The 24,660-nt window shown below is 34.0% G+C and carries 19 protein-coding genes and 17 tRNA genes; 2 read left to right on the top strand and 34 right to left on the bottom strand.

From position 1 onward, the window contains the following. Window positions 1-235: 235 nt before the first annotated feature. Window positions 236-883: a hypothetical protein gene (locus BA768_RS01710; protein WP_065719459.1), complete on the bottom strand. Its 648-nt coding sequence runs from the start codon at window positions 881-883 to the stop codon at window positions 236-238. Between the two features lie 204 nt (window positions 884-1,087). Between BA768_RS01710 and BA768_RS01705 the strand changes: the two genes are divergently transcribed. Further along, window positions 1,088-1,699 carry a helix-turn-helix domain-containing protein gene (locus BA768_RS01705; protein WP_065719458.1) on the top strand — a complete coding sequence of 204 codons (612 nt, stop codon included), beginning with the start codon at window positions 1,088-1,090 and terminating at the stop codon, window positions 1,697-1,699. Window positions 1,700-1,707: 8 nt separating this feature from the next. On the opposite strand, the gene BA768_RS01700 is transcribed toward BA768_RS01705, so the two are convergent. Beyond that, window positions 1,708-1,899, bottom strand: a complete 192-nt coding sequence (locus tag BA768_RS01700; RefSeq protein ID WP_065719457.1) for a hypothetical protein — start codon at window positions 1,897-1,899, stop codon at window positions 1,708-1,710. Between the two features lie 1,627 nt (window positions 1,900-3,526). Further along, window positions 3,527-5,044, bottom strand: a complete 1,518-nt coding sequence (locus BA768_RS01695; RefSeq protein WP_065719456.1) for a TROVE domain-containing protein — start codon at window positions 5,042-5,044, stop codon at window positions 3,527-3,529. A gap of 364 nt (window positions 5,045-5,408) precedes the next feature. On the opposite strand from BA768_RS01695, the gene BA768_RS01690 reads away from it, so the two are divergent. After that, window positions 5,409-5,855, top strand: a complete 447-nt coding sequence (locus tag BA768_RS01690; RefSeq protein ID WP_065719455.1) for a VOC family protein — start codon at window positions 5,409-5,411, stop codon at window positions 5,853-5,855. Window positions 5,856-6,032: 177 nt separating this feature from the next. Here the strand turns inward: BA768_RS01690 and BA768_RS01685 are convergent, their stop codons facing one another. The 31 genes from BA768_RS01685 to BA768_RS01560 form a co-directional block, all read right to left on the bottom strand. Next, window positions 6,033-7,133, bottom strand: coding sequence for a slipin family protein (locus BA768_RS01685; RefSeq protein ID WP_228388259.1), 1,101 nt, complete (start codon window positions 7,131-7,133; stop codon window positions 6,033-6,035). 453 nt (window positions 7,134-7,586) lie between these two features. Further along, a tRNA-Asp gene (locus tag BA768_RS21225) sits at window positions 7,587-7,663 on the bottom strand. A gap of 616 nt (window positions 7,664-8,279) precedes the next feature. Beyond that, window positions 8,280-8,828 carry a 3'-5' exonuclease gene (locus BA768_RS01680; RefSeq protein ID WP_065719453.1) on the bottom strand — a complete coding sequence of 183 codons (549 nt, stop codon included), beginning with the start codon at window positions 8,826-8,828 and terminating at the stop codon, window positions 8,280-8,282. Window positions 8,829-8,904: 76 nt separating this feature from the next. Beyond that, window positions 8,905-9,468, bottom strand: coding sequence for a metallophosphoesterase family protein (locus tag BA768_RS01675; protein ID WP_065719452.1), 564 nt, complete (start codon window positions 9,466-9,468; stop codon window positions 8,905-8,907). Window positions 9,469-9,676: 208 nt separating this feature from the next. Beyond that, complete coding sequence (locus BA768_RS01670; protein ID WP_065719451.1) at window positions 9,677-10,690, bottom strand: RNA ligase, Rnl2 family; 1,014 nt, start codon at window positions 10,688-10,690, stop codon at window positions 9,677-9,679. A 136-nt stretch (window positions 10,691-10,826) separates the two neighbouring features. Beyond that, window positions 10,827-11,384, bottom strand: coding sequence for a DinB family protein (locus tag BA768_RS01665; RefSeq protein ID WP_065719450.1), 558 nt, complete (start codon window positions 11,382-11,384; stop codon window positions 10,827-10,829). A 10-nt stretch (window positions 11,385-11,394) separates the two neighbouring features. After that, on the bottom strand, window positions 11,395-12,171 hold the full coding sequence (locus tag BA768_RS01660; RefSeq protein ID WP_065719449.1) for an ATP-grasp domain-containing protein: 777 nt from the start codon (window positions 12,169-12,171) through the stop codon (window positions 11,395-11,397). Between the two features lie 24 nt (window positions 12,172-12,195). Beyond that, complete coding sequence (locus BA768_RS01655) at window positions 12,196-13,008, bottom strand: RimK family alpha-L-glutamate ligase (protein WP_065719448.1); 813 nt, start codon at window positions 13,006-13,008, stop codon at window positions 12,196-12,198. Between the two features lie 17 nt (window positions 13,009-13,025). Continuing rightward, a complete protein-coding gene (locus BA768_RS01650) occupies window positions 13,026-13,511 on the bottom strand; it encodes a ribonuclease H-like YkuK family protein (protein ID WP_065719447.1) in 486 nt (161 codons plus the stop codon). 130 nt (window positions 13,512-13,641) lie between these two features. Continuing rightward, window positions 13,642-13,712: transfer RNA gene (locus tag BA768_RS01645), tRNA-Trp, on the bottom strand. A gap of 8 nt (window positions 13,713-13,720) precedes the next feature. After that, window positions 13,721-13,793 (bottom strand) — tRNA-Gln (locus tag BA768_RS01640). A 6-nt stretch (window positions 13,794-13,799) separates the two neighbouring features. Next, window positions 13,800-13,872, bottom strand: a tRNA-Phe gene (locus BA768_RS01635). 107 nt (window positions 13,873-13,979) lie between these two features. After that, a tRNA-Leu gene (locus BA768_RS01630) sits at window positions 13,980-14,053 on the bottom strand. 143 nt (window positions 14,054-14,196) lie between these two features. After that, a tRNA-Glu gene (locus BA768_RS01625) sits at window positions 14,197-14,269 on the bottom strand. Between the two features lie 173 nt (window positions 14,270-14,442). Next, window positions 14,443-14,529: transfer RNA gene (locus BA768_RS01620), tRNA-Tyr, on the bottom strand. Between the two features lie 174 nt (window positions 14,530-14,703). Then, a tRNA-Cys gene (locus BA768_RS21220) sits at window positions 14,704-14,785 on the bottom strand. Window positions 14,786-15,095: 310 nt separating this feature from the next. Next, window positions 15,096-15,167: transfer RNA gene (locus BA768_RS01615), tRNA-Asn, on the bottom strand. A gap of 11 nt (window positions 15,168-15,178) precedes the next feature. Then, window positions 15,179-15,252 (bottom strand) — tRNA-Met (locus BA768_RS01610). 93 nt (window positions 15,253-15,345) lie between these two features. After that, a tRNA-Glu gene (locus BA768_RS01605) sits at window positions 15,346-15,417 on the bottom strand. A gap of 7 nt (window positions 15,418-15,424) precedes the next feature. Continuing rightward, window positions 15,425-15,496 (bottom strand) — tRNA-Pro (locus tag BA768_RS21215). A gap of 69 nt (window positions 15,497-15,565) precedes the next feature. Beyond that, a tRNA-Asp gene (locus BA768_RS21210) sits at window positions 15,566-15,636 on the bottom strand. A gap of 7 nt (window positions 15,637-15,643) precedes the next feature. Next, window positions 15,644-15,728 (bottom strand) — tRNA-Ser (locus tag BA768_RS21205). A 6-nt stretch (window positions 15,729-15,734) separates the two neighbouring features. Then, a tRNA-Arg gene (locus BA768_RS01600) sits at window positions 15,735-15,808 on the bottom strand. A gap of 4 nt (window positions 15,809-15,812) precedes the next feature. Then, window positions 15,813-15,886 (bottom strand) — tRNA-Lys (locus BA768_RS01595). A 94-nt stretch (window positions 15,887-15,980) separates the two neighbouring features. Then, window positions 15,981-16,048 (bottom strand) — tRNA-His (locus BA768_RS01590). Window positions 16,049-16,908: 860 nt separating this feature from the next. Next, window positions 16,909-17,925, bottom strand: a complete 1,017-nt coding sequence (locus BA768_RS01585) for a tetratricopeptide repeat protein (RefSeq protein WP_065719446.1) — start codon at window positions 17,923-17,925, stop codon at window positions 16,909-16,911. Next, a complete protein-coding gene (locus BA768_RS01580) occupies window positions 17,918-19,630 on the bottom strand; it encodes a hypothetical protein (RefSeq protein ID WP_065719445.1) in 1,713 nt (570 codons plus the stop codon). Before BA768_RS01580 ends, BA768_RS01585 begins: the two co-directional genes overlap by 8 nt. Beyond that, a complete protein-coding gene (locus tag BA768_RS01575) occupies window positions 19,620-22,013 on the bottom strand; it encodes a hypothetical protein (protein ID WP_065719444.1) in 2,394 nt (797 codons plus the stop codon). Before BA768_RS01575 ends, BA768_RS01580 begins: the two co-directional genes overlap by 11 nt. Then, window positions 22,004-22,747 carry a hypothetical protein gene (locus BA768_RS01570; protein ID WP_065719443.1) on the bottom strand — a complete coding sequence of 248 codons (744 nt, stop codon included), beginning with the start codon at window positions 22,745-22,747 and terminating at the stop codon, window positions 22,004-22,006. Before BA768_RS01570 ends, BA768_RS01575 begins: the two co-directional genes overlap by 10 nt. Continuing rightward, entirely contained in the window at window positions 22,720-23,853 is a 1,134-nt protein-coding gene (locus BA768_RS01565) for an AAA family ATPase (protein WP_065719442.1), read from the bottom strand. The genes BA768_RS01570 and BA768_RS01565 overlap by 28 nt, the downstream gene beginning before the upstream one ends. Before the next feature lie 118 nt (window positions 23,854-23,971). Beyond that, on the bottom strand, window positions 23,972-24,613 hold the full coding sequence (locus BA768_RS01560) for a hypothetical protein (RefSeq protein ID WP_228388257.1): 642 nt from the start codon (window positions 24,611-24,613) through the stop codon (window positions 23,972-23,974). Window positions 24,614-24,660 lie beyond the last annotated feature (47 nt).

Here is a 24,660-nt window from a genome sequence, read left to right as displayed (position 1 = left end):
TTTTAACGCAGAGGCCGCAAAGTTTTTTTTATTATTACTCTGCATATTTTCGTTTGCAAAGGCGTTTGAATGCGTCAAATCTTCGATTTCACTCAGAAAAAGGACTACTTTCTTACAACTTGCTTTGTCATTCTGTAGAAATCCAAATAATAACTTTCGATATGCTGAGATTCCTGCGGAATGACAAACACTCTGTTACAGAATAATAGTAGAAATCTTATTTGTGATTTTATTTTTAAAATTTAATTTCCTTTGCTACATAATAATATTTTCTTCCAGCCGCTTCGTCAACGATATATACTGTTGTTCCGTGTTCGATTCTTTCGCCGCCTTTACTTTTTACCATTAAAGTCATTGGATCGCTTCCGATAAAAACTTCGAGAATTCCTATTTTACTTCCATGAATTGTTGATTTCATTCTGCCCTGTCTTCCTAAAAAGTCATGCGAAACCTCACCTTTATGATTGATTTCTCTGAAAAAGGGATTAAGTGGTTTTAAAATCCATTTCGTTAACAGCATACTTATTACAAACATCGGAATAACCAAGAGTGCTGAAACCCAGATTTCAAAAGAAGCAAAAACTTCGAGATAAATTGAACCCAACCAGGTAAGAAAAAGTGATATGGTGAGAAAATATGTAATCGGAACAATATCGAGGTTCAGGAATTTCAAGAACTGAATCCATGCAGAAGGATCATCAGGAATATGAACATGACCATCAGGCGCGCTTGTGTCAATATCTAAATCAGCATCAAGTCCGATATCAATATCCAAACCTGTAACAATCGTAAAAAGCCAATAAATAACCGCCAAAATAAGCAGCACACTTAAAACGGTGTTGACCGGCGAAAAAGCTGTTGTTAAAAATTCCTGAAGGGTCATACGTGATGTGTTTTTAAAGTTTTAATTATTAGTAATGAATATCCATTTTAGATTAAATATCTATTACAAATCAATCTAAATAATAAATTTTTATAGCTAATCATTTTCGATTGTACACAAATATAATAAAATTATTTATAATTGCAAATATTATTAGCAATTTAATTAAAATTTATCTTACATTTGCAAAAAAGATTAGAACCCATGAGTTTTTTTGGAGCTAATATTAAAACAATAAGACAGGCAAAAGGTTTAAGCCAACAAGCTTTCGCAGATTTATTTGAGTTGAACAGAGGAGTTATCGGAGCCTATGAAGAAGGGCGTTCCGAACCTAAAATATCAACACTACTCACTGTAGTTCATTACTTTAATCTTGATTTAGATAAATTCTTAACCGTTCCTTTAACTGTTGATGATTTAAACAAGCCTGAAAACTTTGAAAAATTTCAATTGTCTTTTAACACAGAATTACCTTATCAGGAAAATAATATTGAAAACAACACTAAATATAATTCACTGCAAAAAGCATTAGCAAATATCGATTTAATCTATGAATTCACCGAAAACACATTGCTTTTATCGAATTACAACATTGGCGACTATCTATTTTTGGTGAAAGCGAATATTAGAGAAGAAAATTCTGAGACCTTACTCATCAAAGAAAATGGAAATTTAAAGTATTTTTCGGCAATTCAGGAAGAATTTAGTTCAGAAAAAGAGATTTATAAAATAGCAGGATATCTCTCATTTGACCAAAAAAATATCCTCTCCAATATTTTGGAAAGGATTGAAGTTCTTGAGCGAAGAGTTAAATAAATACAAAACTATCTACTTTCTTTTTTCGAAGTATTTCTAATCAGAAAAAAGATTGAGAATAAGAAAGTAATAAGATAAACAATCCCTAATCCTACATTTTCAAAAGTCATTGTTTTGAAATCAAATTGCTTCCACAGAGCAATTCCTACAATAATAGCGATAATGGCAAAGAAGAAGGTGCCACTTTTTTTATTTTCCATAATGTTATTATTTTATTTTTTTATCTCACAAACTTATGACTAAAAAAACACAAAACATCATTTCTTTTTATAAAAAAATCCTTTCCAAATTTTAGAAAGGATAAGATTAATAAAAGGTAAAAAACGAGAAAAGAGCGGGGTATGTCATACCGGAATCGAACCGGATAGCTTTGCCGGAATAACCGACTTCGCTATTCCTCCCCTATGTGGACGAAGGAACTTTTCTCTACGACACTTATATTTTAAAACAAGGCAACAACCAAAAAGCGTAATGTCGTGCTCTAACCATCTGAGCTACTCTTCCTATATAATTTTGTGTTTTGAAAATGTGGAAGAGGCGGGATTCGAACCCGCGACCCCGTCGTGATGAGCGAAGTAACACTATTCTACGGCACTTGTTTTTATTTAAAAATAAAAAAAGAGGTAAAGGGCAAGAAAACTACATAAACCGTTTTCAGGTTTATTTTGGAGTTGAACCAAGATCATAAGATTTACCGAAGTAAGTTTTCTCTACGACACTCTTTATTTTCACCAAGGTAAATTTCGTACAGACACTTATGGCTTACATCCTACCGTTAGACGACTGTTCTCACAGGCGGGACTTGAACCTGCATCTTAAGCGTGACGAAGTATTTCTGTACTACGACACTTGATATTATAATTTATTAAAAAAGGCGAAAGGCGAAAAGACAGACATGCACCCATTCCTTACTATTATTCGGGAAATTGCACTTTTGTATAGATTTTGAGGTCTAAATTTTAATCGAAGTAAGACTTTTCTACGGCACTCTTTATATTTAAATCAAGGTAAAAATTATAGAATCTTCCGTGCATTTGCTCTACCTTCTGAGCTACTTCTCCTTTTCGAGAGAAAAGGCAGGACTCGAACCTGCGACCCAATGTTTACTCAATCTCGAAGTATGATTCTAAAACGACACTTGATTTTTATTTTTATAGTTTCAATGTTATGATATTTAAAATCGAGCAAAAATTTAAAAGAGGCTTTTTCAATTTGGACTCGAAGGAACTCTTTCTTACGGCATCGATTATTTTTTAAAGTAAGGTAAAAAATTCAAATAGATACTTACTGACAGAGTGATACCATTACACCATTTCGAATTTCGGAAACAGGATTTGAACCTGTATTGCTGTCCCTTAAACGAAGAAATTCTATTTTACGACACTCACTTTTTTAAATTTTTATGGTTATTATTTTTTGATGGAGCAAAATTATTGCATTAGTGCGCATTCTTTTTACGCAGTTAATATTTTATTTTTTAATTTGTTCGTTTTGCCTTGAAGCAAAAGAATCAAAAATTCAAGACTTCTAAATTGATTTTACTCCTATTCTTTTTGTCATTGCGAGGAATGAAATGACGAAGCAATCTCTTTAATCACAAAGATTCCACGCTCCACTTCGTTCCGCTCTGAATGACAAACTAACTGTTAATTAAAACATTGCACTTTCCTAGCCCCGATTGCAACGACATCCTTTTTCTGAATTGGCTTTGAAAAAAAGCGTTGGCGAAAAAGATATAGTGAAAAGCGGGAAATAGCTCCTAAATTATTTAAGCTTGAAAATCATTCATCATTCATCATTCATCATTTATAATTAAAGCAGTGCCTTTTACAGCACTACTTTTTTAATCATTTCTACCGCTGATTTTCGGTCTTCCAAAGCATTCAGTACATCGAAAATCTTGTCGGACCAACCCGCGATAAGGTATACATCATTTTTTCTGACATCCAACGGCTGTTTTCCGTAACCTGCCAAATCAAAAATATACAATTTTGCATTTGGGTTGAAACTTTTGTATTGATTCCATGAGTTTTCAAAAGAATTTCTACCTCCGTTGCTATCCCAAAGCTGAGCATCGGTGAACAACATTACTTTATCCACTTTTTCACGTCTGTTTAGCAAATCTTCGATCACCAAATAACCGTTTGTGGAGTAACCAACCTCACCTTCTCGCTTGTAGAAGGCATCTACATTTCTCAGAATACCGTTTTTAGGCATCGGAACTCTTTTCCAAGTGTCACCAAACATACCTGAAATCACGTTTTTGCATTGTGACTGCAACATCATCGACATCAACAAACCAATATCGTACAACAAGACTTTAGATTTCGGAGAAACAGGCTGTTGCATCGAACCGGAAACGTCTGCTGCGATCACCACCGAAGTATCGAAACCAAAACCTTTGATATTTTTTGCACTTACCATCACCGCATCTTCCAATGCTTCCAAGATTGATGACAAGTAAGGTGAATCGATCGTTTTCAATTCTCTATACCCCGCCAAAAATCTGAATGGCAATTGTTTAGAGTTTCTCACCGCTTTTTCATCCGACAAATAATTGCACACTTTGTACATCGCATCTGATGAAACGTTGGCTTCTAAGATATTTCGTAAGTTTCTCAAAGTTGCCATATAACCCAGTTTATTGCTGAAAATCAGTTCTTCCCATTTGTTTTTGAAAGCTAACTTTTTTTCTGCTTCATCAGCAAATTTTGTCTGACCCAACACTGAAAGTTCAACTTCCCAAGTGTATGGAGTTTCCAACGAGTCGTTCACGATTTTGTTGAAAATAGCCTGTTGATTTTCGTCTTTTGCTTTTGGGTGAACTAAGAATAAAGCGTCTTTCAAAGTAACCTCAGCTTTTCTGTTGTATTTTGCGAATTGGTATTCATCAAATTTATTGAAGGATTTTACCAAACCTTTCTGGATTTGTTTTGAAAGTTTGTTTAGTTTTTTCAGATCAGTTCTTTCGTTTGCCAATTGGTAATACGCCAACAATTCTGTGATTTCATCCGCTCTTTGGATCACTCCGTCAACGGTTCTACTTACCAAGTCTGTACCCGAAGTTTGTTTTGCCAATTCGGTTGTCAAAACCAATGGAACTGAACGTAAGTACATATCTTTTCTTGCATAAACCGCCAATTTTGCAACGAATTCAGGATCGTTTTTCTGAATCAGAGACTGGATTCTCCCCAATCTGTCATTACCTTTTTCATAGGTTGTGTTTGATAATCCTGTTGTAACAACAGCACTGTATAGTTCTTCTGCAGGCGTCATTGTGTACGCTTTTGCACCTTCGTAGTTGGTCACTACTCTATTTTCTTTTCTTAAAAAATTAAATTTCATGGTTACTGTTTTTATTGTTAAACATTTGGAAGATTATCACTTCCTCTCTGATTTCTTATGCAAAGTAAGGATGGTATTGCGCAGTGTTTTTGCGTAGTAAATATTTTTGTGAAAAAGTTTTAATTTTTTTGATTAATTAATCGCTGAATAGTTTTCAAACATCACAATACCATAAAGTTTGTCATTCCGTAGGAATCTCGGTTTCATTATTAAAAGTATTGTTGAGATTCCTACGGAATGACAAAGATGCTGTTGAGTATGTAATGAATAAAATCTATCTATCATTCATTTTACATAAAGGAATTGCTAATTTGAAGTTTTTGGAAATCCGTTGTCTAGCTTTGTTTTATTAAAATTTTAAACAATGATTAAAGGATTATATGAAACTCATATACAAGTAAGCAACTTAGAAAATGCAATAGAATTTTATACAAAAGTATTAGGATTGGAATTGGCTCACAGAGATGAAACCCGCCCCATTGCTTTTTTGTGGATCGGAAAAAATAAAGAATCGATGTTGGGATTGTGGGAACAGAAGGAAAATTTACAAACCAGACATTTAGCTTTTACTGCAGATAAAGAAGATATTCTGAATTATTCTGTTGAGTTTCTGAAAAATAAAAATTTAAAGCCTTATAATTTTCTGAAAGACGGAATTGATGAGCCAATGGTTTTTGCGTGGATGCCGGCTTTAGCAATTTATTTTAATGATCCTGATGGAAATCAACTGGAATTTATTTCTATTTTGGAAGGTGACGGAAATCCGGAATTGGGTGTGGTTTCTTATGAGGAATGGCTGGAGAAAAAATAATTTTTATTTTCCCACAGATTCCTCAGATTTCCACAGATCAGATACAAATTCATTTCATTAAAATCGGCGTAATCTGCAAAATCGGCGAGATAAAAAAAAATTTAAGTCTTCTTATAAAAAAACAAGACAGGCTTTGCTTTTACAAAACCCGTCTCTATCATAAAAAGTTATTAGTTTCTATTTTGCAAAAATCTCTTTCAGCTGAGAAACGATGTTGCTGTTTCCGGAAACGGTGATATCTCCAATTTTGTCGGCGATTTTCTCCATATATTCCATTTCTTTCAGTTTCCACAGGACTTCGTTTTCTTCCATCAGTTTTGCGGTGTTCAGCAAACTTCTTGTGGAAGCAGTTTCTTCACGACGCATGATACTGTTGGCCTGAGCTTTTTTTTCGGCGATCAGAACCTGATTCATGATTTCTTTCATTTCTCCGGTTAGGATCACATCACGGATTCCGGCGTCAGAAGCTTTCAGACCAAGATCTTCGGCTTTGTTACCCAAATTTTCAAGGATTTCTTTTCCTACAGAATCCTTTTTCACCAGCAATTCATCCAGCGTCAAAGCTCCAACGAACTCACGCAAAGCCAATTGCATCAGAATATATAATTGCTTATCATATTCTTTATTTTCCATCAACGCTTTTTCGATGTTTTCCACCTGAAAACGTACGTAAAAATTGATACGAAGCATCGCTTTATCTTTCGTTAAAAGTTCCTGACCTGCAATTTCCATTTGTTGCATACGGGTATCGATGGCTTTTACCTCAACGGAAATTTCATTGTTCCAGAAGTAATAAGTTCCGGCTTCTAAGACTTTGGTTAATTTTCCGTCAATCAACAATAATCCTTTATATTGATTCGTCACAACAAACTTTCTTGTGAAATTTTTCAATTTCGTATTTTCAAGAATTGTCTTAGAGATTTTCTCTGTGATCTCAACTTTTGTTAAGTCAACTTTTTGAAACTCTCTGTTCAAAACACCTTTCCAGAAAGCATATTGACCAACATTCAAAACTTCTTTGAAGATTCCGTTTTCCTGTACCAAAACGATTTCGCCATCTTTCACCTCAACAACTTCCAACATTGAATTCAAACCTTCATTTTTTAATAAAAGATTCAAGTTTTCAGTTGTTGTGAACTGGTTTTTCATTTCATGAACTTCCACAGATTTATTCCCGAAAATCCAATGATTACCTTCTTTTAAGATCTCAATTAAGTTTCGGTTTTTGAAAACCAAACCAACCTGATATGCTTTAATTTGTACATTTTTAAACATCATATTTTATTTTAAGTGTTATTAATTTTAATTAAAAAAGAAAAATTCGAGATTCTCTCTTCCAAAAATGGCGGAAGGAAAGCTTTTCATAAAATTCCATTCATTTCAGAATAGTATTCTTAAACTTATTTTCTAATGAATCAGATCTTGGGCGTGTCCTTTGCCATCGCTGAAAGCAACAACTCGGGTCGCTACGTTCACTTCTACTCCTCGTTCATCGCCTTTCTACTCCTCGTTCATCGCCTTTCGGCTCTTCACTGCGGGGTATCCGTTACCATCGCTCACGCGGAAAATCGTCCTCCTTAGAAAATTCAGTCCAATTATCGACTATACATCAACTGAATTTCATTTCAAGAAAAATTCTTTTCTTACAAGCTTTTTCAAAATGTTGATTCAACAACTGAAAAAAACTCAAATTTTCCCATGGTGAATATTTTTAACGAGATATTCAAACTCTAATAAAAAATAGATTTTTAGTCTACTTTCAACCTACAGTGACAGTGTAGTGCTCTAACCAACTGAGCTACCTCATCCGAAGTGAGGGAGGGAGTCGAACCCTCGCATCCAAAAAAAAAGCCATTACTCTAACCTAACTGAGTTATATTCCCCGAAGGAAATAGAAGGATTCGAACCTTCGACCCATAGCGCATGGTAGAAGTTTTTTGGCAAACTTCTGAAACCTTCAAATCAAGTTGAACAGAAAAAATTAATGTTTCTCAACAAATTCTTCTGCAATGGTGCTATACAGAAACACTCAACAAGACTTGCCTGATATTTTGACTAAAATCTGTTTTCAAATTTTAGTATTGTTTTATTTTGATGATGCAAAGTAAAGGGTGTATTGCGCAGTGTTTTTGCGTAGAAAATTTTAATATGTTTTTTTTATAATTTTCTTTTGTCTTAAAACAAAAGAAACAAAAAATTCAAGACTTGGAAAATTTCTATAAAAATTAAAATTTAATCCTAAAATCCCCAAAACTTGCGCGAATTGAATATTATTTCTTCGGTTCAAAATTGATGTCGCGCTTCAAACAGTGGGAATTTTTTAACGGATTAAATTTTAATTTTCTTAACGCTCCATTTTCCTATGTCAATAAAAAAGCTCCTTATAAAAGGAAGCCATTTCTACATTGCTAAATTTTTACATTACTATGGTTGTAAACACCAATACAAAATCTTTGCAATATTTTTCGCATCATCCACACCTCTGTCATGAGTGCCTTCAAGCTTGAAATTCAGTTCGCCTAAAGCTCTTGCCATTCCGACACTTTTCCTGACGGTCGGATGTAATTCTCCGAATAATGTTTTCACATTGATATGATCATCACTCAAAGGATAATCGACATTGAATCTTCTTGCCTGATTCTGAAGCATATTCAGATCATAGTTTCCATAGCTTGCCCAAGTCAAGTCTTCGGAATCGTATTCTGCTCGTAGAATATCTAATGCATCTTCCAACAAAATGCCTTCTTCATCAAGCATTTTCTGAGTAATGGAAGTCAGTTCCGTACAAAACGGACTTACTTTTGAGTATTGAGGTTTCACTAAGATTCCTTCATTTTGTGAAATCTTACCGGTTTTTGCATCCATGATACAAACACCGATTTCTATGATTTCACTTTCCTGACCTCTCGGTGGTCGATCATCCCAACACGTGGCTTCGAGGTCTATAATTAATATATTGTCTGTTGTTTTCATAGTTTTTGGTTTAAAGGATGGAAGCAGGAAGTTAGAGGATGGAAGTTTTCTACCGCACGAAAATACTTCCAGCTTATTAATTTCTTGGAGCAAACGGTGGCGTCCATTTTTTTGTTTTCATCAATTCCTTGACTTCTTCGTAAGAAATCGGATAAAAATTATGACAATCGACTCCTACGTCAATGCTTAAAGCATTTTTATCATCAGATAAAGTTCCGTGGGAATGACCGTAGAGTTGCCAAACTCCGTGATGAGACGCATTCCAGGTACGCATCGCGTAATGAAAAAGAATAATTTTCTGTTTGCCTTGAGTTGCTTCTTCATCTTCTATGGAAAGTTCGTGATAATCTTTAATCCATTCGAATCTATCCGAAACCCTAAGTGCAGAATATTCGTGATTGCCTTTTATCAAATGGATTTTACCATTCAATCGATCTAAAATATCCTTTGTAACATCCGGTTTTCCTAAACTCACATCGCCTAAATGGTAGACAATATCATTCTCTCCGATTTTCTCATTCCATCTTTTGATGAGTTCTTCGTTCATGTGTTCCAAAGACTCAAAAGGTCTTTCGGAAAATTTTATAATGTTTTCATGACCAAAATGATGGTCTGCTGTGAAAAATATATTAGGTTTCATTTTTTGATTTTGTTTTTAACCACAAAAGTTTTACATCATGTTTGTCATTCTGAAAGAATCTAAGCTCGTATTTTTTTTCATCATTATTTCTACAAGCTTTGCTTAGATCCCTACGGGAAGACAAAGTGAACGTTTAATAAATAAACTTTTTGCGATCTTTGTTGTTCAATTAAACTTATAAAAAAGTTTCGATAATAAATTACCGAAACTATACTTTTAGAGTCATCAACTCTTCTTTTACAACGTCAATGACTAAAGAATTCAACTTTTTGTTGATCCTTTTCTGTTCTTCTTTTTCTATGGTTGTGAAAACTTTCGGGAAATCTTTTTCAAAATCTTCCAAAATATCCTGAGAGAAAAGACCAATGGCTTTTCCAATCATTTTGGGCTCAAATTCACCAATCTTGCTCACAACGTTGTTCAACCTGTTTGCAGTTGCATACTTTTGGATTTCTTCCCAAATATTTTTGGCATTTTCACTGAAACGAACTTCTTTTTTAGCAGGTCTGTCTTTTCTAACCATTTTAGATTTCTCAGTCCACTTTTCATTTTTATTTTTCAAAATGATTCTTGAACCGTTTCCAAAATATTTGGTTTTCAAAGTTTTAACGATCGTTCCCTCACACATATTATTTTCAATTTCCGGTAATCCCAACCAAGCCGGAATTTTAGAATCGAAAACATTCGGGAATTTCAAAGCCTCTTCCAAAGTCCCTTGAAATAAGATTTTTGCATAGAAAAATCCGGTTTCCTTGAAAATTTGATTGACCAAATCTGTATCTAAATAAGTAGTGCCGTTCAACTTGATGTCGAATCCATAAAATTCGTTCTGAGGTGCATATTCAACACCTTTTTGAACTTTTATTGCATCTTTTACGGGCTCTACTTCTTTATGTTTGTAACCTCCACCGAATAATTCACCATAGATCACTACAGTTTCCAAATCCGAATGGATCGTTTTCACTTTTTCGAACAAATCAATTACGTTTTTTCTATAACGTTCCAACATTTGATGAGCGTTATAGAATTTTTCATCCTTCTCGATGAAAGCGGTTCTTTTTGCGATTTTAATCTTCTTTCCATCGGTAAAGAAAGAGAAATTAGCACCGTGAACCTTTTCCTGCACGATGAAAACCTCATCCCCAAAACCCTGCAACCTGATCTGATCGATCACGCGGGTTTGGTAAGCATTTTCTATAGAGTTATATGTTTTGAAAATCATTTTTTTTAGTTTTTAATTTATTGAAACCACAAAAGAGACAAAAGATTTAACACTTTAGAACACTGAAGTTTTTAAGCGTAACGCGTTGAAAATATCAAGTACACCTAAGAGAAAATCTAAGATTTTCATTTGTAGTTTAAATTGTTTCTAATTCGTTATTCTTCATCTGAGTAACGTGTCTTTGGGCGTGAAGTGAAAGAAAATAAATGTATTCATATACATTGATTTTTCTCAATTCATTCACTGTCATGGTTGTTTTGCAGAGGAGACCTTCTCCGTTTTTCATCAAGTCTAAATAGTTTAAACATTGATGATATTGCTGAGAAATTAAACTTCTGATTTCATTTAAATTTAATTCTCCTTTCGGCTCCATATGTTTTGGTCTCATCCATTCAAAAGCACCATACTCGCCTACTTTATCAAACTTTTCTTTATTGAAACTGTAATTTTTTATTTCAAGATTTAAATCAAGATTTTGATAATTACGCATTGCTTTTTTTGAACCTTTTTCAATAAGAATCAACAAATAAAAGTTAGTAAGATAAATGTGTTCTAAAATCTGTTGAATCGTCCAACCTCCGTTTGAAGGCTGATAATTCAATGTTACTTTATCCTTTTCAAACCATCTGTCAACCTCATCAAAACTGAGTTTCAAATGCGTTTTTATATCCTGAATTAATCTAAAAATATCCATTATAATTTTTTTAATTGGAAAAGTAAATATTCAATGCTTTGATAATACTTTTCACGTTGGTGTTTGGATAAAATCCGGAACTGTTGATGCAGTTTATTTCAACGATTTTCCAGTCTTCATCTGTTAAACAAATATCCATTACAAAGGCCTCCTCAAGGTTGAAAATCCGGATCATTTCATTAGCGAAACTCAACCCACCTTCTGAAACTTTTTCTTCGAAAGGCGCATTATCATTAAATTTATAATATCCTGCATCGATAATCTGTCCGCCAACAATCCAAAGTCTTGCTTCTTTAATCGTACGTTTTGCTTCCGAAATCTGAACCAGAGAATCTTCTGTAATTCTGTTGGATTTATTTGCCTGTGATTCAAAAACGAAGTCTTTCCATTCTGTTTCGTTAAAAACTTTTCCTGTAAAAATTTTCGCTTCATTGTAAGGTTTAATGAATTTGAGCTCATCTTTATTCCAACTCAATTCTTCTGAAATTTTGTGAACGGAAACTTTATGATTCAAAAGATTTTCACCGTAATATTTAGAATACACTTCATACAGGTGATTTCCTCCGTAAAAAGAACCGGGAAACCAGTTGGTATTTTGTTTTGCCAATCTTGCAATCGTCACTGAACCATATACGAAAACATCTTTTCTGTCTGTTTCGAAGTCTATTTTTTCTGCAGCTGGAGGAATATTAATTACATGATAATCAATACTTAACTCTTCCAAAGCATCAAAAATTTTGTAATGATCGGGATCTAAATACACATTAGCCTGAACTAAAAAATACATGGTTATTAGTTTTTAAAGGTTCTTTTATTTACTTTTTACAATACTTGATAATTCCAATTTTGCATCTTCAGGAAATCCTGAAAGACCAGGAATATCGTTATATTCTAAAATCACTTTTTCTCCGTTTTCTGTTTCCAGAACATCAATCGCAAGGATATCTGCTTTGATATTTTCCTGTAATAGTTTCACTTTCTCTATCCATTCCTTTTCCGGTTCGATAATTTGATATTCTTGAGTTGATGAATTTGCTTTCCAATATTTTCCTCTTCTTTTCATCGCCCAAACTTTGTCATTTATAGCCAAATAACGAATGTCATATTTATAATTAATAAATTTCTCTGTCGTCACATAATCCTGATGGATAAATAGTAAGTCTTTTAATTCTTCCCACTGTTCTTCGGTTGAAACCAGGCTTTTTCCATATCCTCCGTGATGATTTCCAACTTTAACCACAAAAGGAAACTGCATTTCCAGATTTTTCAATTGGGTTGTATTTGTTGCGGCATTAAAATCAATAACAGGTAATCCAAGTTTTTTCAATCGATTTAACATTGATAATCTTTCATAACCCATTAATAATGTTGAAGCTGAATTCACACAAGGAACTCCGGAATATTCAATTAATTCCAAAATATTTCTGTGTTTTGCTTCGGGATTTACTGCTCCTAATCTCCAAAAAATCACATCCGGTTTGCAGACTCCATCTATATCAATGACATACAATTCAGCATCTTTTACAATAAATTCTGAGGTCTGAACTTTCTTCTGAACTACATTAAATCCTGCAAAATAATTGCTCCAGTACGTTTCTCCGTTTATGATTAAAATTGTTTTCATTTTTTATTTTTTTAAGATTACACCATCATATCAGCACAATTGGAACTTGCAAATGCGTAAGGTTTTGCTTTAAACACATATCCCATTCCCAGAATATATCCCATTGCATCTTTTAAAGCGACATTAGATTTAAAATCCGGATCGGTGTTAATGTCTGCATGTACCTCCATTTCCACATCATAAGTTTCCAGAATAGAGCAAATTGCATAGGCGATTTCTACAGATTTGTTGACCTCGTTCAACATTCGTTCTTTGATACTGATATTCTGTATTTCTCTTTCTTTTCTGATAAAGGTAAACGCTCCTTTTCCCTCACGAATAAAGACAACTGCCGTAGCATAATTAATGGCGTCACCGTAAACGTGGGAGTCTGAACCCACACACACTTTCAGTCGGTGTCCATTTGCCTGTTCGCGGATGATGGCTTCTTCTACCAGCTGTGTGATAGAGTGTTGGAAAATTTTTCCGGTCATGTTCTGCCATGTTTGTTGTTGCGTTTCCATTTTTTCTACATGTTTGTTTAAATACTTATTTGTTAATAATGTCAATTATGAATAGTCAATTCGCTTTGCTTGTCAATTTTTTTAAATTCACTTGTGAAACAAAATTCACGATTGACTATTCACCGTTTTGCGCTCCGAACTGGACTCGAACCAATACCATCAGTTTTGGAGACTGAGATGCTGCCATTACACTATCGAAGCAATTTTTGTTGATTCATCAGGACTCGAACCTGAACAACAAGAGTCAAAGTCTTGTGTGCTGACCAATTACACTATGAATCAATTTTATGGAACAGACAGGAATCGAACCTGTACCTTTAGTTTTTCAGACTAACGTGCAGACCTTCTACACCACTCTTCCATGTTATCAATAATGAGCAATTGGTAATTAGTAATAATTAAAATCACGTTTAAAATTTACATTCGCTTTAATTACTCATTGCACATTACCCCATTATTTATGTTTTGTACGGAAAGAGGGATTCGAACCCCCAAAACCTTGAGCCTAAATCAAGTGTGTCTACCATTTCCACCATTCCCGCAAGTTTTTATAAATGATAATTGATCAACTATCATTTATAAAATTAGGTCTGAGAAAAGCTTATCTATATTTATAAACTATGCCTGTTATATTTGTAAAGATCTTCTGCGCTCGACAAACTTTTCTCTTTTCCATTTAACCTAGTACTCTATAAGGGAATCGAACCCTTGTTTTCTGCTCGAAAGGCAGGCGTCCTGAACCGTTAGACGAATAGAGCGTTTTTCTTATGAATTGTCAATAGTCAATTTACTTCGTAGTCAATCTTTAAATTCACTTGCGCAGCAAAATTCACCATTCACTTATTCACTTTCTTTGACCATCTGACTAGGAATCGAACCTAAACAACAAGAGTACATTTCCTGCATGCTGCCATTACATTATCAGCGGTGTTGGTGGAAGTAGTAGGATTCGAACCTACTCAGCAATGAAGCAACAGATTTACAGTCTGCCCCGACTCTCCAACTTCGGCGTACTTCCCTTTTTTATGGATAATAAGTAATTGGTAATGAGTAATTTTTCCAATTAACTTTTAACTCTAAATTTTGTGAAGAAAAACAAAGCCTGTCATTATTTTTTTAGTTTGATATAAGAACTTCTACGCTCGACAAACTTTTACTTTTTCTTCGGAACTAATCTCATTTTAGTTATTTGAGATGGTTATGGGATTCAAACCCACTCAGTTTTCACAACGGTTTTGCAGACCGCCCCGACTCTTCCACTTCGGCGAACCATCGTTTTTATGTGTAATCAGCAATTAGTAATCAGTAATTTTTAAACTAACTTCTAATTTCTAACCTCTAACTTCTATTAAAATAAAGCCTGTCTTAATTTTTTGTTTGATATAAGAACTTCTGCGCTTGGACAAACTTTATTTTACCTAAAAATTTATATTATGTTTAAAACTCCCCCTCATCCATCTTCAATCTTCCAGCCTCAAGTGAGTTAAGAAAAAGCCTGTCTATATTGTGTTTTTGGCGTAAAGATCTTCTGCTCTCGGCAAACCTTTTCTTTCTCTTTGAAACAGTTAACATTTAGTTTTTTTGCGATTCCGGAAAGACTCGAACTTTCAACTTCTGGTTTAACAGACCAGCGCTCTACCATTGAGCTACAGAATCATTTTTTTTTGTAATTTCGGAAGGGCTCGAACCTTCAACCTTCGGCTTATGAAACCGATACTCTAACCTATTGAGCTACGAAATCTTTTATGTGAACTGCCAATTATCAATTCCCTTTGCTATCAATTTTCAAATTCACTTACGAAGTGAAATTCACTATTGACCATTCACATTATTGCACTCCATAAGAGAATCGAACCCTTATTTGCTGCTCGAAAGGCAGCCGTCCTAACCATTAGACGAATGGAGCAAAATTGTCTGGAAAATAGGATTCGAACCTATGACCTCCCGCGTCCAAGGCGGGTAAACAACCACCGTTATCTTTCCAGTTTTGCAGATTCACTTCAAAATTCTTCTCCGAGAGACAGTCGGATCGGAAATTTTTCCGTGAACCTTTGCGGTCTATGCGAGAATCGAACTCGCAGTGCCTGAGCGACAGTCAGGCAGGTTGCCATTACCTCAATAGACCTTTTTTGCGGAGAGCAAAGGAATTGAACCTTCACTACTGTCGTAGAACTCATTAGCAGTAAGCCGCAACAAACCAATATTTGCCTACTCTCCTTTTCGTGACCTCGACAGGAATCGAACCTGTAACCCTGGGTTTAGAAAACCCATGCTCTATCCAATTGAGCTACGAGATCTTTGTAACCCCAGAAAGATTTGAACTTTCAACCCCCGGTTTAAAAGACCGGTGCTCTAACCATTTGAGCTATGAGATTGTTTCTGTGAATAGTCAATTGTCAATTCGCTTTGCTTGTCAATTTTTAAAATTCACTTGCGAAGCAAAATTCACTATTCACCCATTCACACTTTTGGGTATCTCCGGGGATCGAACCCTGTTCTCCGGTTCCACAGACCGGCACTTTACCAAATAAGCTAAAGAAACCATAAAAAAAGCGCCTCTTTTCGGGAGGCGCTTTATATATTTTGACGTGTCGCTACATTAGCTGACCCATTTATATAAGCACCTTTCATCCACAAATTCACTATCAAGAATACATGCAAGTCCCATCGGCTCTTGTCCGTGTTGTCTTGAATACTGATTAGATATGTTATTAAATTGTTTCATTATATTTTTCTTGTTTTAAAAAAGTTTTTTTGAAATGATTAAAACATGTTGCTTTTAATTTTCGGTTGCAAAGTAAGTATGAAATTTTTTAACTCACAAATTTATTTTTTAATCAACTATTTGAAAATCAATTAATTATATTTGATTTTTAGAGTAGAGAATTTCTGTCCGTAATATTTTACAGATATCTTAATTACCTAAATGACTGTCTCTCATCGGGTTATTGATCACGTTTTATTTTCTTATTAATTGTTCATTGTTGATTAAATAATTTTCACTTTTATGGTTATTTTTTTTCATTCTAAATAATTTCTGCCCTAAAAACACAAAAAACGCCCCGATCATCGAGGCGTTTCTGCAGTATTTTGATTAAATTTTTACGAGTTTACAGTAAATAATTTTCAAAGCAAGCACATTTCGCCTCATCCAATATCATCCATTCATATCCAAACGATCCCTTTACTACAGGACGATCGCATAGATTTAAACTGATATGTGCTCTTTGTATTGTCATAATTTTATTGGTGCAAAGATAAATGTTTTTCTTAATAGTTGTTAATTTTGTCATTGCGAGAAGTAAAGCTAGGAAGCAATCTTGAGCATAAAATGGGTTTATTTAATTTAGATTGCTTCACCTTCGGTTCGCAATGACAGAAGCGTATTTTTTTACTTCTAATTCCTAAACATTCTATTCCGTCCTGTTTTATACCTCGAAATATCTTTCAAAATCACCTCATCATCGGGATTGAAATGTTTCAATTCGTTAACAATCTCCGAACGGGTGGCAACTTTTTCTGCGATGATTTCGTAGGCGATATTTCTTGTTGTATTTTGAAGTTTCGGATCTTTTTTAAACTCATATTTTATCGCTTCAAGGTAGGTAACCTTTTTATCCGAAGGTGTTTTCTTGTACAATTCCTGAATTTGCTGATCGAGTTTTTTAACATCAAAAATATTGGCAAAATAATTATTCAGACAATTGAATGCATCGCGATCTTCTTCCCAGCCTTTTAATAAAATTTTCTGTGCTTCGTCCGGCATTTCCATTTTTTTACGATAAATCAAAGAACCTTTTACCATCTGATTATTGTCTACATAATCGTCTACAACCATTTGATAATAAGTATTTGCATTTTTTATGTCATTGATTTGTCTGTACAGATCTCCTACTTTTTCTTTTTGTTCGAGCTCTTTATACAAATCAATTGCTTTTCTGTATTGTTTTGCTTTTTCATAACAGTTTGCCGCTTCAGACTTATTTTTCAATTTCTTAAGATAAATCACAGCGGCTTCATTATAAAAACCTCCTTCTTCCAGAGTTTTTGCACCACGATAATTATCACGAAGAAGATTCATATATACTTTTGCTGCCTTTTTATAATCATTTTCATCGAGATATTTTTGGGCAAGATCTTCGTATTTATTTCTGATCCTATCGAAAAGTGAGGTCTCAACATAAGAACTTCCGCCACCGCCTTTTCTTCCAAGCGGATTACCGGTTTTCTCTTTGTCTTCCAAACGAAGAAGCACTATAAAAATGATGAAAGCAACGATAGCAAAAATCGCCAAAGTACCTAAAACACTCCAAAAACTCTGATGAAACAGTTGCGCAAAAATCCCAATAATCTTGATAATTACCAGAATAAAAAACGCCGCCATAAATTTGTCTGTAAATTTCTGCCTATTCATCTTTATCTGTTTTTAAAATGGTTTTGTCTTCACTAAAAAGACGGTAAAGAAGCAGTACGACACAAATAATAAGAATCCATACAAACCAATTGTAGCCGAACATTTCAATCAAAGGATAGAAAATATACGCCAACATGGCAACAAGTACAATGACGAGAAAAATTTTAATCCCACTTGGAACATTATTCCCTCCGATATTCAAAGATTTTCTTTTTACGATGAAATTATACAGTCCGACAACGCCCGTCATGAAAATGATTAACCAAATAATTTCCGAAAAAGAGATGTTATGTTTTGAGTAAGGCTTTTCCTTTTCAAGTGTTTCTACTTTTTTTGCTTTATTCGGATCAATTGGCGGTTCGATATATTCTTTTGTTCCGTAAAGACGTCCCAGTGAATCTTCAATCAACACTTGCTTCTTTTTCAGGATCGTTTTGACAATTCCCTGATCGGCTGATTTTCCTGAACTTACTTTTTTAAGAGAATCTGTAATTATTTTCTTGTATTTTTCTTCGCTTTGAGCTAAATATTTTACAATTTTTTTGTTGTACACTGTTTTTAGAGAATCTTTTGCAAAATCAACCTTTTTATTAATATTTAAAATTTCTTTCTGAACTTCATGCAAAGGTCTTCCTCCTTTTTTCAGATAATCTTTATAATTTTCTCCCTTAGAACTCATCATAAATGTAGATGCTACAATATGCTCATCAAAAAGCTCTCTCCTTTTTTTTCCATACATCGAATCGATCTTTATATCAATATCTGTAACACCTGATTGATAACCCATAACAGGAGCTATTTCATTTTTATCTATTTCGGAAACCTTTTCTGATGAAGCTATTGGAGCATTTTGTACAGGTTCTTCTTTATTAAAAAACATGAATAATCTCACCAATCCGATAGCAATTAAAAACACCCAAAATACCCAACGGTATTTTTGAGAATAGGCAGAACTTGTGCCATCTTCAGAATCTCCACCGAATAATTTTCCCAACCAGGTATTTTCAAATTTAAATTTTCCGAAACCATCACCTCTTGAAGTTCCCATCACATCAAGTGGAACTCCAAGATCTACTGCTCTGTCAGGATATTTTTCAATATAACTTAAGTATTTTTCAATCTCTTTTTTGTTTCCAGCCATCACCTTTTTCATATCGAAAGGAAGATTTTTCATCCATTCTTCTTCAGTTTGTGGCTTTTGAAGTGCTTCCAAAACTTTTTCATCATCCATTTCCACCGTGTAACTCTCAATTTTCTGAGGGATTTTTACACCGTTAGATGGCTTTCGGATTTTATCCTGAGATTGTTTTGGATTTTGAATTAATGAGATCCAGTCGATTTCTTCATTTAATTTTACCAATCCGAACTCAGGATGCATGATCAGAAACTCAGCATCAACATTTTGCCAGTCTTCAGGATTGATTTTTGGATAAAAAATGGTGTTTTCAGGAATAAAAAATTGATGATCAATGCATTGAAAATAAGAATTTCTCCCGACTTCATTGGGAGCATTATTTTGAAAAATTAAAAAGCACCCATACAAAACATTGGGTTCATGAGAAGGAATCGGAAAAGATCGAACCTGACCTAAATCTATCCCTAAAACTTCCATCTCGTAAAGCCACGTCAAAGGTGAAGAACCTTTTATTAAAAGTCCTTTTTTAGGAAAATTATTTTTCGGAAAAGGTTTTATTCTAAGCTCCATATTCCCAAATTTGATCGATAAACCTTTTTAAACATTCAGCATACATATCTTCCATTTTTTTCATTTTTAATAATGTACCTTGCGGCAGATAATATTCTGAACCTCCGAATTCCGTCTGCGTTGCCAATGCTAAAAAACCATATTCTGTTGATGGAATATAAAATTCCGGGATATTTTTGTTGCTGCTTTTGAAAGTCAACATTCCCCGAGAATCTGTGATAATTTCGCTTCCATCGGAAAATGTGAATCTGTTTTTATTCTGATTGGCAAAAATCTTTATCTGATGCTTATTTCTGTATAACGTTAATGAATTATCGTATAGCTTGTTTAATTCATTGTTCGAGATCACCAGATTTTTTTCTGAATTGATTCCTATATTGCTGAAATTGTTTAAAATCTTAATGCCATTATTCTCGAGCTTATGGAGTTCAGCTTCAACTTTTGGTGTATTTTTATCTATATTACCATCACCATCAAAAGCCTTTTCTAAAGAAATATTACCATCAATATTTATTCTATAATTATGAGAAATGTATTTGTGATGCAAATAAAATTCCTTGTCAAAATATATTAATTTATAATGATATGAAATCTCGTATCCTGCTAAGTACAGTTCAGAATATTCCTTTGTATTCAAATTCAACTTCGAGATCACTCTTTTATCTGGATGATACTGACACAGAATAAATTGCTGTTGTCTGTTTTTCGCCAAAGCAAACTGACCTTTTGGCTTTACAGAAATATCTTCAAATAAAACTTCGCAGCCACGATGGATTTTATAATGATCATAATAATTTTTATTGTAATAATTATCAGACAGATATGTTCTCAATAATTGTTTTTTATTGCTTAAAATATAAAACTCTCCTTCATATAAAAAAGTCGCTATTTTATTAACTGGGGTTGGAAATAGAATCGGATAATTCATTGGAACGTCCGTCTTTTTCCAGTTTTTTGATGAATTATTTTCTCCTTTTTGTCTTCTTTGCGGCGGATTTGCCCATAATTCATGTAACGGAAGCACAATTTTCTGAATATGTTTTCTTGTTCCTTTATGATGCTTATAAAAATTCAGTTCGCCATCCGAAGAAGTTGTCACCAAAAATTTCAGTCGGTCTCTGTTTTCATGAATAACTTTTTGAAGATTTGGATTGACCAAATTTTCCTGATGAGTTATAAAAAAAACTTCAAGATCCTTTTCTGTATATTCTTCATTAAAAAACTTTTCGAGCGCATAAGAAACTTCCAGAACCGGACTCACCTGATTCAGATTTTCAACGACCTCATCTACTTTATCCAAAGAAATCTGAATATTCGTTTGTCCCAACGCAAAAACTTTACATTCAGTGTGCGCTTTTGGATGTTTTATAACCGCAATCGCCGATGCAAACGCCAAAACTTTCGGAGTTCCCCAATTTTTCAGGGAAGTATCAATGAGAATAATTCTTTCAAAAATATTTTCTTCAGGCGGAATTTCCCGTTGAATATATAATGCTTCGTTATTCGCAACACGATTCATGAAAACCTCATCTTCATTGGCAAATTCCGACAAAAGCATTCTGTTGAAATCGCCTTTGTTGGTCATATCAGAAATTCCTCCGATCGGCTGTTCACCAGGAGAAAGGTGACGCATCGGGATTTTCAGACCGCTCCAGATTCTTTTAATTAAACTTCCTATGTGGAAAGTTTTCGGTTCTTCAATTAATTCCTGAATAAAATCTTTATCGGTTTCTACGGTGGTTTCTTCTTTTACAACTTCATCTTCCAGTTCGGGAATATCAATGAAGCCTTTCATTGCGTTAATGATAGATTCTCTCGTTGGGAATTTATGTTGAAGTAAAGCTAAAGTTTTAATATCCCTGCTAATAGCAACCGGAGTTAAATCTTTTTTATTTGCAGCTTCAGCAATTATATGAGGCTTTGTATCAAATATTTTTAAAATTAACCCTGAATTTATCGCGGAAACCTTATTATGACAATCTCCAAAAATAGTCCGCAGAAGGATAATTTTATTCTGTCCTTTTTTAAATGAACTTCCCAGCTGACTTAAATTTTCTAAAAATTTAATCGTATGCTCAATATCCAAAGCTATTTCCGGTGATGCATTTTTTTGTCTATTCAAATAAAAAAAAACTCCATCAAGGTTTAAATATCCATCCTGAATTGCATACAAAACAAGAAGTAATGAACCAAAAGGCGGAAATCCCTGATCTTTCAATTCTTTTAAAATTTCCATCACATAAGGTCTGTAAGCAATCGCCCCTACATTCGGAATTGAAATAAGGTTATTTTCATTATATCTGGAAACATCAGGAATATCTTCATCAGTTGTCCACTCCCAGAAATAATTTATATATGATTGGAAATAAGCAATTACATCCATTCTTGTGATTTTTCAGTGAGACGAAATGAGCTTACAGACAATTTCCGGAAATCATCTTTATTAAGATTTAAAACACTTCCGTTTTCGTTCCATAAAAGCCATTGATCCTGCCCTGCATTATATTTTCTTTGTAATAAAGAACTTAAATTTTTAAACTCGAAATCAAAACCTGTAGGTAAAAGATGCCCGCCTTTCGTCCAATACGTTTTTCCCGGAAAACTCAATAAAGGATTTCCTATAAATAATGCTTTATCATTAATGACAATCCAATTCAGTTTTTCCAGTTTGAATTTTGGTAAAGCAATAATTGTGTCTCTAATTTCAGTTATTGAACTTAATAAAGCTGCTGCAGGCTGCTCTTCTTCACTTGGTTTTAAATGAACTTCAATCTTTTCATCAATTCCAAAAAAATTATGGTTCGATGGAGGAAAAGTTAATCGCAGTGCTTTATCAATCGGTGTCCAAAGCAAAGCCGTTCTCACTTTTTTACTTGGAACCAAAGCATCTTTTCGAAATAAAAGTCCCTCTCTTAATTCATACAGCAAAAAATTGGGTAACTGTTGAATTTCCGAAGAAACAGCTTGTTCATCAGTAAAACCTTTCAGCCAGATTATCTCCTCTTCCAAAGCGATCTGAACATTTTTCCAGTCACGAATCGAACCTAAAAAATCTTCGTCAACTCGAGGGATTTCTGCCCAAAAGTCTTTTATACCGTTTGAAGAATCTTTTGCCATAGACTTTCGATTTCTTGTTGAATGTACTGTTTTTGTTCAGGGTTTCTGATCCAGTCGCAACGCGTTTGAAGGTATCTTAATTTATCTTTGATTACATTTTGCTCTTCAAAACTCAAGGCTTCATTATCCCATTTTTCAACCAGAATTTTTATGTCTTTCATTACTTCTTCCGGATTCGGAGTTTTGTTTTGCAACGCTTGTGGATGCGATTTCGGATTGTCGTCTTTTTCAATCGTTCTGTTGATAATTCCTTCTAAAATTTCGATCTGTTCTTCTGTATCCCAAATATGTTTCAATACCCATAAATCTGAAAGAATCGCTTCGTTTCTACCGCAAATTAAAGCACTTGCAGCGATAAGATTTTGAAGTTTAACGGCTCGACGGTCGGAAATAGCAATTCCGGTGTTTCGAAGATTGATAATGGTGTTTAAATATATTTCATAAATCGGTTTTAAGTCAATTGTTTTACACAAATTCTGAAGTTCTCTGATTTCGTTTGAAAGGATTTCGGGAGTTTCTGTTTCGATATTATTTTCCAACTTTCTTCCGGCTAAAAGCACCTGTTGAAGAAGATCGGGATGCACATAATCAACATTAATTCTAATCAGAAAACGGTCGAACAGCGCGTTTAACGCTTCGTCTTCGGGAAGAACGTTACTCGCTCCCACGAACATCAACGCAGGAAGATTTTTTGTTTCTTTTCCTCTTTTGAAAATCTTTTCATTTAAAGCCATCAAAAAGGAATTCAAAATTGCTGAATTGGCATTGAAAATCTCATCCAGAAAAACCATTGACGCTTCCGGCATCATTCCTTCAGTGTTGGTCAACAATTCACCTTCTTTCAGTTTTCTGATATCGAAAGGTCCAAAAATTTCGTTCGGTTCTGTGAAACGTGTCAACAAATATTCGAAATTTTTTCCGTCTTTTACGGTTTTTGCCAACGTTCTTACGATGGCAGATTTTGCGGTTCCCGGAGGTCCGTACAAAAAGGCGTTTTCTCTTGCTAAAAGGCAGATTCCCAATAAATCTACCACATCATTTTTTCCGACAAAAGTGTCTTTAACGTAGGTAAGAACCGTGTTTAATTTTTCTATATGTTGAGTCATTAATTATTGTTTTTTACTTGTGGCTTCTTATTTTTTAACGGCTAACTGTTTTTTAAGGTCGCAAAGGCGTTTGACTTTGTCAAATCTTCGATTTCACTCAGCTAAGAAATAAAAAAACTTAATTGCTTATTATTTTTAGTTCTTTCCAAAAAATTTCTTTATACATTCCAAATTCTGCAATCAGCAGTTGGTTGATGTATGGAATTTCTGCAAGCTTGTAGGCTTTGTTTTCCACAATTCTTTCAAGATATAATTTTCGGTAGGTTTTGTCTTTCAGCTCTTCTTCCCAATTGATATTTTCCAAATCCAGATCAAAACCAATTCCTGAATAATGAAACTGTCTTAAAATATTTTCAAGCATTTTTATCAAAGTATCTTCGGGATCTGCATTTTGCAAAACAGAAATAATCTGCGGTAAAAATCTTAATGATAAATCAGCAGACAATATCGTAGAAACATCCCTTTTTCCTTTAAATGATAGAATTAATTTGTTTAAATCTTTCGCCGTATTTTCTCTTATCAAATATAATTGCGCACTATGATACAGAACTTTTGCCGCCCAAACCGCCGTTTTGTGGTCACAGTTGATCTGATCGGATAAAAATTCCAAACGTTCCTTCTCGAATTCGGATTCAAAATAATCGGCAGCATCCTGTTCTTCCTTTTGTGAGATTTCCTGAATGTCTGTGAAAATCGTAATGCACTCTTCCTTTCTAAGCAAAAATAAAGTATCTAAAAGTGGGGAGTTGGTTTTCATCATCTAACAAAAATAAAATTATTTTCTTTATGTATTTATGAATTTAAATG

Source organism: Chryseobacterium sp. CBo1 (assembly GCF_001693475.1).
GTDB lineage: Bacteria > Bacteroidota > Bacteroidia > Flavobacteriales > Weeksellaceae > Chryseobacterium > Chryseobacterium formosense.
The sequence above is the reverse complement of the archived record's forward strand: the minus strand, read 5'-3'. Positions and strand labels throughout refer to the sequence as shown.

Excerpts from the sequence above, each read along its gene's own strand:
- BA768_RS01570 (WP_065719443.1), bottom strand. The coding sequence starts at position 22,747 with ATGGCAAAAGATTCTTCAAACGGTATAAAAGACTTTTGGGCAGAAATC.
- BA768_RS01585 (WP_065719446.1), bottom strand. The coding sequence starts at position 17,925 with ATGAATAGGCAGAAATTTACAGACAAATTTATGGCGGCGTTTTTTATT.
- BA768_RS01700 (WP_065719457.1), bottom strand. The coding sequence starts at position 1,899 with ATGGAAAATAAAAAAAGTGGCACCTTCTTCTTTGCCATTATCGCTATT.
- BA768_RS01580 (WP_065719445.1), bottom strand. The coding sequence starts at position 19,630 with ATGGAGCTTAGAATAAAACCTTTTCCGAAAAATAATTTTCCTAAAAAA.
- BA768_RS01685 (WP_228388259.1), bottom strand. The coding sequence starts at position 7,133 with ATGATGTTTAAAAATGTACAAATTAAAGCATATCAGGTTGGTTTGGTT.
- BA768_RS01705 (WP_065719458.1), top strand. The coding sequence starts at position 1,088 with ATGAGTTTTTTTGGAGCTAATATTAAAACAATAAGACAGGCAAAAGGT.
- BA768_RS01660 (WP_065719449.1), bottom strand. The coding sequence starts at position 12,171 with ATGTATTTTTTAGTTCAGGCTAATGTGTATTTAGATCCCGATCATTAC.
- BA768_RS01560 (WP_228388257.1), bottom strand. The coding sequence starts at position 24,613 with ATGATGAAAACCAACTCCCCACTTTTAGATACTTTATTTTTGCTTAGA.
- BA768_RS01655 (WP_065719448.1), bottom strand. The coding sequence starts at position 13,008 with ATGAAAACAATTTTAATCATAAACGGAGAAACGTACTGGAGCAATTAT.
- BA768_RS01680 (WP_065719453.1), bottom strand. The coding sequence starts at position 8,828 with ATGAAAACAACAGACAATATATTAATTATAGACCTCGAAGCCACGTGT.
- BA768_RS01665 (WP_065719450.1), bottom strand. The coding sequence starts at position 11,384 with ATGGATATTTTTAGATTAATTCAGGATATAAAAACGCATTTGAAACTC.
- BA768_RS01670 (WP_065719451.1), bottom strand. The coding sequence starts at position 10,690 with ATGATTTTCAAAACATATAACTCTATAGAAAATGCTTACCAAACCCGC.
- BA768_RS01710 (WP_065719459.1), bottom strand. The coding sequence starts at position 883 with ATGACCCTTCAGGAATTTTTAACAACAGCTTTTTCGCCGGTCAACACC.
- BA768_RS01650 (WP_065719447.1), bottom strand. The coding sequence starts at position 13,511 with ATGGAAACGCAACAACAAACATGGCAGAACATGACCGGAAAAATTTTC.
- BA768_RS01575 (WP_065719444.1), bottom strand. The coding sequence starts at position 22,013 with ATGGATGTAATTGCTTATTTCCAATCATATATAAATTATTTCTGGGAG.
- BA768_RS01695 (WP_065719456.1), bottom strand. The coding sequence starts at position 5,044 with ATGAAATTTAATTTTTTAAGAAAAGAAAATAGAGTAGTGACCAACTAC.
- BA768_RS01565 (WP_065719442.1), bottom strand. The coding sequence starts at position 23,853 with ATGACTCAACATATAGAAAAATTAAACACGGTTCTTACCTACGTTAAA.
- BA768_RS01675 (WP_065719452.1), bottom strand. The coding sequence starts at position 9,468 with ATGAAACCTAATATATTTTTCACAGCAGACCATCATTTTGGTCATGAA.
- BA768_RS01690 (WP_065719455.1), top strand. The coding sequence starts at position 5,409 with ATGATTAAAGGATTATATGAAACTCATATACAAGTAAGCAACTTAGAA.